General features: G+C 39.7%; 8 protein-coding genes and 1 pseudogene. All 9 read left to right on the top strand.

Going from position 1 to position 7,469, the window contains the following annotated elements:
• Positions 1-19: 19 nt before the first annotated feature.
• A complete protein-coding gene (der, locus tag UC75_RS13510) occupies positions 20-1,429 on the top strand; it encodes a ribosome biogenesis GTPase Der (protein ID WP_004794708.1) in 1,410 nt (469 codons plus the stop codon).
• A 197-nt stretch (positions 1,430-1,626) separates the two neighbouring features.
• On the top strand, positions 1,627-2,241 hold the full coding sequence (locus UC75_RS13505; RefSeq protein WP_005302252.1) for a beta-ketoacyl synthase chain length factor: 615 nt from the start codon (positions 1,627-1,629) through the stop codon (positions 2,239-2,241).
• Positions 2,226-3,029 (top strand): lysophospholipid acyltransferase family protein, encoded by an 804-nt coding sequence (locus tag UC75_RS13500; RefSeq protein WP_104075002.1) that lies wholly within the window; start codon positions 2,226-2,228, stop codon positions 3,027-3,029. The genes UC75_RS13505 and UC75_RS13500 overlap by 16 nt, the downstream gene beginning before the upstream one ends.
• A 1-nt stretch (position 3,030) precedes the next feature.
• Positions 3,031-3,291 carry a phosphopantetheine-binding protein gene (locus UC75_RS13495; RefSeq protein WP_000067033.1) on the top strand — a complete coding sequence of 87 codons (261 nt, stop codon included), beginning with the start codon at positions 3,031-3,033 and terminating at the stop codon, positions 3,289-3,291.
• 5 nt (positions 3,292-3,296) lie between these two features.
• The gene (locus UC75_RS13490; protein ID WP_080649511.1) at positions 3,297-3,551 is read left to right on the top strand and encodes an acyl carrier protein; all 255 of its coding nucleotides are present in this window, start codon (positions 3,297-3,299) and stop codon (positions 3,549-3,551) included.
• On the top strand, positions 3,548-4,102 hold the full coding sequence (locus UC75_RS13485) for a septation protein IspZ (RefSeq protein ID WP_049837903.1): 555 nt from the start codon (positions 3,548-3,550) through the stop codon (positions 4,100-4,102). Before UC75_RS13490 ends, UC75_RS13485 begins: the two co-directional genes overlap by 4 nt.
• A gap of 9 nt (positions 4,103-4,111) precedes the next feature.
• Positions 4,112-5,770 (top strand): AMP-binding protein, encoded by a 1,659-nt coding sequence (locus UC75_RS13480; RefSeq protein ID WP_049837902.1) that lies wholly within the window; start codon positions 4,112-4,114, stop codon positions 5,768-5,770.
• Between the two features lie 2 nt (positions 5,771-5,772).
• Positions 5,773-6,513, top strand: a complete 741-nt coding sequence (locus tag UC75_RS13475; RefSeq protein WP_049837901.1) for a glycosyltransferase family 2 protein — start codon at positions 5,773-5,775, stop codon at positions 6,511-6,513.
• A gap of 2 nt (positions 6,514-6,515) precedes the next feature.
• Positions 6,516-7,373: pseudogene (locus tag UC75_RS13470) on the top strand (acyltransferase); the annotation flags it as partial.
• Between the last annotated feature and the right edge of the window lie 96 nt (positions 7,374-7,469).

The raw sequence follows: 7,469 nt of genomic DNA, 5'->3' as shown, positions 1-7,469 counted from the left end.
CTTGAATTAAGGTTATTGTATGAAACCCGTTATTGCGCTCATTGGTCGTCCGAATGTCGGAAAATCAACGTTATTTAACCAGATTACCAAGAGTCGTGATGCACTTGTAGCCGACTTCGCGGGCCTGACTCGTGACCGTAAATATGGTGATGCGACTTATCAGAATAAGTCTTTTATTGTCGTTGATACTGGCGGTATTGGTGAAAATGAGGGCGGTATTGATAACTACATGGCCGAGCAGTCAAAAACAGCAATCAATGAAGCTGATATCATTATTTTTGTGGTTGATGCTCGTGCTGGTTTATTGGCTTCAGATGAGCAAATTGCCCGTGAACTACGTACTTTGGGCAAGAAAATTTATCTTGTTGCGAACAAGGTAGATGGCGTTCATGCAGAAGCGGCTTTGGTTGAATTCTACAAACTGGGTATGGGTGAACCTTTACAAGTTGCTGCCAGCCATGGTCGTGGCGTGCAGCAAATGCTTGAAGATGTTCTTGAGAATGTTCCTGAAGATGAAAGTGAAGAAGAACATGACAAAGCAACGGGTTTACGTTTAGCTATTATTGGCCGTCCAAACGTTGGTAAATCTACCTTGGTCAATCGATTACTTGGTGAAGATCGTGTAGTAGCATTTGACCAACCTGGTACAACCCGCGATTCGATTTATATCCCTTTTGAACGTGATGGCCGTCAATACACATTAATTGACACAGCTGGTGTGCGTCGTAAGGGTAAAGTAGAAGAAATGATTGAGAAATTCTCAATTGTGAAAACGCTACAAGCAATTAAAGATGCGCATGTGGTTGTTGTAGTTCTCGATGCTCGTGAAGGGGTTGTTGAGCAAGATTTACATTTAATTGGTTATGCGCTTGAAGCTGGGCGTGCCATGATGATCGCCATTAATAAATGGGATAACATGACCGAATATGATCGCAAACAATGTAAATTGGATGTTGATCGTCGTTTTGACTTTATTCCATGGGCGAAAGTGCACCTTATTTCAGCGTTGCATGGTACGGGTGTAGGGGATATGTACCCAACTATTCACCGTGCTTATGACTCATCGCATTTAAAAGTTTCACCTGCGAAATTAACTCAAATTTTGAATGATGCTACAGATGCACATCAACCTCCAATGGTGAGCGGAAAACGTATTAAAATGCGTTACGCGCATATGGGTGGACAAAACCCACCAACGATTGTGATCCATGGTAATAAGGTTGATAAGACTCCTGCGGATTATCGTCGTTACTTAGAAAACGTGTTCCGTAAAGTATATAAACTTGAAGGTACACCAGTTCGTATTGACTTTAAAACTTCTGAAAACCCATTTGAAGGTCGTAAGAGTCAAATTGATGAACGTACTGCTGCGCGTCGTCGTCGCTACATTCAGAAATTTAAAAAAGCAGAGAAAAAATTTAATCGTTAAGCTTTTTAACGTTCAAAAACCCAAAGTTTTCTTTGGGTTTTTTATTGCAAATAAATGAGCACGTGCCAAGAGTTATGAAAAAGTGTGAGTGATAAACGTAATTTTTTGTAAATTTTATAACGAATGCTATAATCAGCATCTTTATAAGATAATTTATATTTCGACAGAATAACGCGGCTTAGGGTTCATTTTTTAGCATGGTAACATTACATCTTGCTCAGCTTATATTTACACATGCTCAGCCCTCCTACGCAGCTCTCGACTGCATCCCCGCAATGCAGCGTAGACGGTTATCGCCCTTAGCTAAACTTGCTTTAAATAGCGCGATCGGTGCATTAGATGGTAATAAAGCCGATTATATTGTTTGGGTGTCAAAATATGGTGATGAGGCCAAAACTTTAAATATCTTAAAAGATGTTTTAAATGAACAAACTCCATCACCTACACAATTTTCAACGTCTGTTCATAATGCAATTTCTGGGCTTTATTCTATTTTATGTCAGGATGATACTCCCTCTACAAGTTTAAGCTGTTCATGGACTGAAAGTTTGATTGAGGCATATGCACTTTTAAAGTCAATGACTGATATCAAGCGAGTCTTAGTCGTTGCTTATGATGAGCCATTACCTAATATTTATGCTGAGGCAGTCGATTTTCCTGCCTATGCAATGGCTGCTGTCGTTACTCTAGAGCAACCTAATTTACAAATTACTGCGTGGATGCATACAGATGAAGCAGATGCTCCTGCTTTTGCTCATTTTTGGCAGGATGCTGACCAGTTAACATCTGCATTTGGGTGGAACAAATGCTAAATCTTAAAAACCTCAAGCAAAAAAGTAATTATTGCTGGCGTGTGGCTGCTACTGGTTTTAGTTTTGCCAGTTTTGGGCTGGGTGGTATGGCCATTGCCTCAGTGATTGCACCAGTACTAAATGCGACAACTTCTGACTCTGAAGAGCGTCAGCAGCGTGCACAAAATGTGATTAAACATAGTTTCAAAGGCTTTACCGAAATGATGGTCAAACTTGGCATCATGACTTATTCGGTAGAAGGCTTGGAAAAGCTACAAAATAGTCGTCAAGAGTTGGTGATTGCCAATCATCCGACTTTGATTGATGTTGTAGTACTAATTGGTATGATGCAGCAGGCTAATTGTGTTGTGAAGCAGTCTCTTTGGTCGAACCCATTTACCAAAGGACCCGTACAAAGCGCAGGCTATATTTTAAATGCAGGTTCTCAGCAGTTTGTTGAAGACTGTGTAAAGCGTCTAAAAGAAAACAATGCGGCTTCTCTTTTAATTTTTCCGGAAGGAACGCGCACTGAAAAAGGGATGACCCTAAATGAGTTTCAGCGAGGCGCAGCCAATATTGCCATTCGCGCAAATGTACCAATTCGTCCAGTAATTATTACCTGCACACCATCTACATTAACCAAGAATGAAAAATGGTATCACGTACCATCTCAACCATTTCATATCGAGGTTAAGGTTTTAGATGCGGTACAGGTATCAGATTTGTTAGACGATTTAACAGTAGGACCTAAACAAGTTCGTCAGTTAAGTCGTAGTTTTTATAAAATTTTTGATGAAGAGTTATCTTGAAATGAGCAATCTTGCTGATGAACTAAAGCAAATGATTATTGATGTTTTGGCACTTGAAGATATCACTATTGCGGATATTGATACAGAAGCGCCACTATTTGGAGAAGGTTTAGGATTAGACTCGATTGATGCACTTGAGTTGGGACTAGCTTTGAAAAAGCGTTACAACATTCATTTAAATGCAGAGTCGGATGAAACCAAACAGCATTTTAAATCAATCCAGAGTTTGGTTGCTTTAGTTGAAGCACAACAGAAGTCATAAGGAGCGTGATGATGTTATCTCAAGAGCAAGTATTAACTAAACTCCGTGAATGGATGGAAGATTTGTTTGAAATTGAACCGGAGTCTGTTCAACTCGATTCGAATCTTTATTCAGATCTTGATGTCGACAGTATTGATGCGGTTGATTTAGTTGTAAAAATTAAAGAGTTAACAGGTAAGCAAGTAAAGCCTGAAGACTTTAAAAATGTGAGAACCGTACTGGATGTTGTGACGGTTATTCAGAACATGACTGCTGAATGAAGTTTATTCTTAAAGGGATAATAGCAGCACTGTTTGTGCTGTATCCCTTTATTGTGGGTTGGAGCTTGACACACGGTCAATTCATTTGGGTAAGTCTATTACTCATCGGGTTGGGTGTCGTCAGACTTTTTGGTAAAGGTAACTCTTTATTATGGCCTTTAACCGGTTTTGCTATTGTTTGTGGCGGTCTGAGCTTATTGTCACATAATCATGCGTGGTTAAAGTTATATCCAGTCGGTATGAGTTTAGGCGCATTAATTATTTTTTCGCTGACACTCATCAAGCCGCCGTCTATGATTGAGCGCTTTGCCCGACTCGTTGAACCCGATTTACCTGATTCTGGCGTGCAGTGGACCAGACAGGTGACTAAAGTTTGGTGTATTTTCTTTTTTTGTAATGCACTGATTGCTTTAAGCACTGTGCTTTTTACCTCAACTCAGGTTTGGGTCATTTATAATGGCTTTATTTCTTATGTGCTGATGGGCATTTTGTTCCTTGGTGAATTTATTTTGCGTAAGCGACATCAGCGTTTACATTCTTCAAATCATTAATTAAAAACTATGTATTGCCATTTTCAGAAATTCATCGATTCAGCTCAGCCACTTTGTATAGATGGTGCTCTGCACTCGACCAGTTTTAATTACTTTTGGCAGGATGTGGCCTTACAAGCTGCTGCAATTGCTCAAATGGAAAATCTAACTTGGGCTTTATGGGAAGCGGATAGCTATGAATTTCTGGTTTTATTCTTTGCTGCTTTGCTAGCGAAAAAACAAGTACTTTTACCACCAAATCGAGTACGTGAACTAGAACAAGATTTTGCAGCACAGCAGATTTATTTTTTAAAACGTCAAGAAATTGGAGAGATTGTTCCTTTATCTTTAATATTAGACGATGCTTTTTTAGAGCAGGCGCAACTCTATTTTTATACATCAGGTTCAACTGGTGAACCTAAAAAAATCCCAAGGACACTCAAACAATTACTCAACGAAGTCCAAGGGTTAAGTCAAAGCTTTAGTTTTGATGAACATGCAATTGCGATTGCAACGGTTAGTCATCAACATATTTATGGATTACTGTTTAAATTACTGCTACCACTTGCTACTGGTCGAAGTTTTTATGTGCCTCAAATGGCATTCCCAGAAGATGTGGTACAAGCTCAAAAACAGTTAGAAACGTTGGGATTAAGCAATTATTTGATCTCAAGTCCTGCATTATTAAAACGTTGGACAACTGATGTCGTTTTGCAACACTGTCAAATGGTCTTTAGTTCTGGTGGCAAGCTAGAAAGTGGTGTTCGCCCTTTCTTAAATCGTCCGATTATTGAAGTTTTGGGAAGTTCAGAAACTGGTGGTATTGCCCATCGTGCTAAAGATGAAGATGCTTGGATTGCATTTAGTAAAGTAGCTATTCGGATTGAAGACCAACAGCTTATGGTCAAGAGTAATCACGCCTTTGAGAATGATTGGATTAGCACAGGTGATGGCGCTGCATGGACAGATGCAACATGTCAGACCTTTAAGTTGATGGGGCGTACAGATCGGATTGTAAAACTTGAAGAAAAGCGCTTGAGTCTAGATGCGATTGAGCAAAGTATTCAGGCTCTAGAGGTTGTAAAACACTGTCATGTATTGGTACTTGAGCATGAGCAACGTCAAATATTGGGTTGTATTGTTGTTCTGACAGAACAAGCTCGTGAGCAGTTACAACAGCAAGGTAAGTCCGCTTTTGTCAGCCATTTAAAACAACAATTAAAAGACAGCTTGGAAACAATCGCGATTCCTCGTCAATGGCGTTTCCTCAGCCAGTTACCACAAAATACTCAGTCCAAACTCAATAAAAACTATTTGAAAACTCTATTTAAGCCTATGTTACAACCCGTGGTGCTGTCACAGTCTCAAAATTCAGATGACTACATTTGGGAGTTGGAATTTCCACCTGAATTAGCATGTTTTAAAGGGCATTTCCCAACACAACCGATTTATCCTGGGGTTGGGCAAATTGGCTTTTTACAACATTTTGCTAAATCAATTTGGTCTGATTTGAGCTGGTGTCAGGGATATGAGCAGTTAAAATTTCAAAACCTGATTCGTCCGTATGCTGTGGTACAACTCAAGCTTGCTCGAAAAGAGCATAAAGTGAGTTTTGAACTACGCGATTCAGAACAGATTCTGGCTTCAGGGCGATTATTATTTGCTTTGCAAACGGAAGTAGAGGGTTAAAAATGCAGACCAATTACGGCTTTGTTATTCCAGTTTATAATCATCCACATTATTTAGCAGATTTGATTTCTTATCTGGACAGTTTTGATCTACCGATTGTGTTGGTCAATGATGGAAGTGATGATGCTTGTAGCCAAATTTTAAAAGCATTGGCAGAGCAATATTCTCAAATTCATCTTATTGAACATGAGGTGAATAAGGGTAAGGGACAAGCCGTAATGACTGGTTTACGTGCAGCCTATGAGCTTGGTTTAAGCCATGCATTACAACTCGATTCAGATGGACAACACTGCTGGGATGACATTCCAAAATTTATTGAGCAGTCTCGACAACATCCAGATGCGATGGTAATTGGTCAGCCATACTTTGATGCCTCTATTCCTAAAAAGCGCTTATATGGCCGTTACATTACTCATTTTTGGGTCTGGTTAAACAGTTTGTCTTTTGAAATTAAAGACAGCATGTGCGGGTTTCGCGTGTATCCGCTTGAAAGCACGATAAAGGTTTTAAATAGTGCTAAATTTCAGCCACGTATGGGTTTTGATAGTGAAATTTTAGTGCGTTTAAAATGGGAAAATATTCCTTTTATTAATGTACCAACGCCTGTGGTTTATCCAGAGCAGGGTATTTCTCATTTTCATGCTTGGCGAGATAACTTAGGGCTAAGCAAAGCGCATGCAACTTTGTTTATGGGCATGCTGATTCGCTTACCGAAGCTATTAAAACAAAAGCTGCAAGGTTAATTATGACAGATTCAGCGTCACCAAAATGGAACGACATTAAAGAGCGAGGAGGTATGTTGCCCCTTATGCTGATGTTGTGGTTTTATCGTTTTGGTGGACGTTGGTTATGCAAGTTGGTGATGTACTTCGTTATTATGTGGTACTGGTTATTTGCTGCCACAGCAAGACAGGCTTCCTTACTTTATTTACAAAAACTGCATCATTTTGCTGGATCACGGTCGCCGTTTAACCACCAACCAAATTGGACAAACAGCTATACGCATTTCATGCAATTTGGGGAATGTATTTTAGATAAGATTGAGGGCTGGTTAGGTAATATTCCTGAGCAGGAACTGCAAGTTTTTGGGCACGAAAACTTCTCTCAGCATTATCAAAAAGGTGCTCTGATTATTGTCTCGCATTTTGGCAATATTGAATTGCTTCGAGCCATTAAGTCAGAGCATCCACAGAAAATTAATGTGCTGGTTTACCAAAAGCACGCGACAAAATTTAATGAGTTTTTGAAAAAAATAAATGATAAGGCAGATGTCTGTCTTTTATCAGTTGATGAGCTGGGTATTGAAACTGCAATGTTGCTGCAAGACAAAATGCAGCAAGGCGAGTGGGTTATTGTGGCGGCAGATCGAGTTCCTGTGCAGTCAGATCGTGTACAGCATGTTGATTTTTTAGGGGAGTCAGCAGCTTTCCCACAAGGTGCATGGATTTTAGCAAATTTACTCAAAGTGCCTGTTATTGCGGTGTTTTGCTATCGAGTACAACAGCAGTTTCAAGTGCATATTCATTCAATTGCTGAACAGATCAATTTACCCCGTGCTAACCGTATTGAAAGTATGCAAACCATCACTAAAACGTACGTTGCCGTACTAGAACAGCATTGTCTGCGTGCCCCTTATCAATGGTTTAATTTTTATAATTTTTGGACGAAATAACATGCGTGTGTTAACCGTAGGTGAACA

The organism is Acinetobacter sp. V2 (assembly GCF_001188385.1).
Lineage (GTDB): Bacteria > Pseudomonadota > Gammaproteobacteria > Pseudomonadales > Moraxellaceae > Acinetobacter > Acinetobacter oleivorans.
This window is presented reverse-complemented; position numbering and strand designations above follow the sequence as displayed.

What these genes read in the sequence shown, in the direction of transcription:
- der (WP_004794708.1), top strand. Translation starts at nt 20, where the DNA reads ATGAAACCCGTTATTGCGCTCATTGGTCGTCCGAATGTCGGAAAATCA.
- UC75_RS13505 (WP_005302252.1), top strand. Translation starts at nt 1,627, where the DNA reads ATGGTAACATTACATCTTGCTCAGCTTATATTTACACATGCTCAGCCC.
- UC75_RS13495 (WP_000067033.1), top strand. Translation starts at nt 3,031, where the DNA reads ATGAGCAATCTTGCTGATGAACTAAAGCAAATGATTATTGATGTTTTG.
- UC75_RS13485 (WP_049837903.1), top strand. Translation starts at nt 3,548, where the DNA reads ATGAAGTTTATTCTTAAAGGGATAATAGCAGCACTGTTTGTGCTGTAT.
- UC75_RS13480 (WP_049837902.1), top strand. Translation starts at nt 4,112, where the DNA reads ATGTATTGCCATTTTCAGAAATTCATCGATTCAGCTCAGCCACTTTGT.
- UC75_RS13475 (WP_049837901.1), top strand. Translation starts at nt 5,773, where the DNA reads ATGCAGACCAATTACGGCTTTGTTATTCCAGTTTATAATCATCCACAT.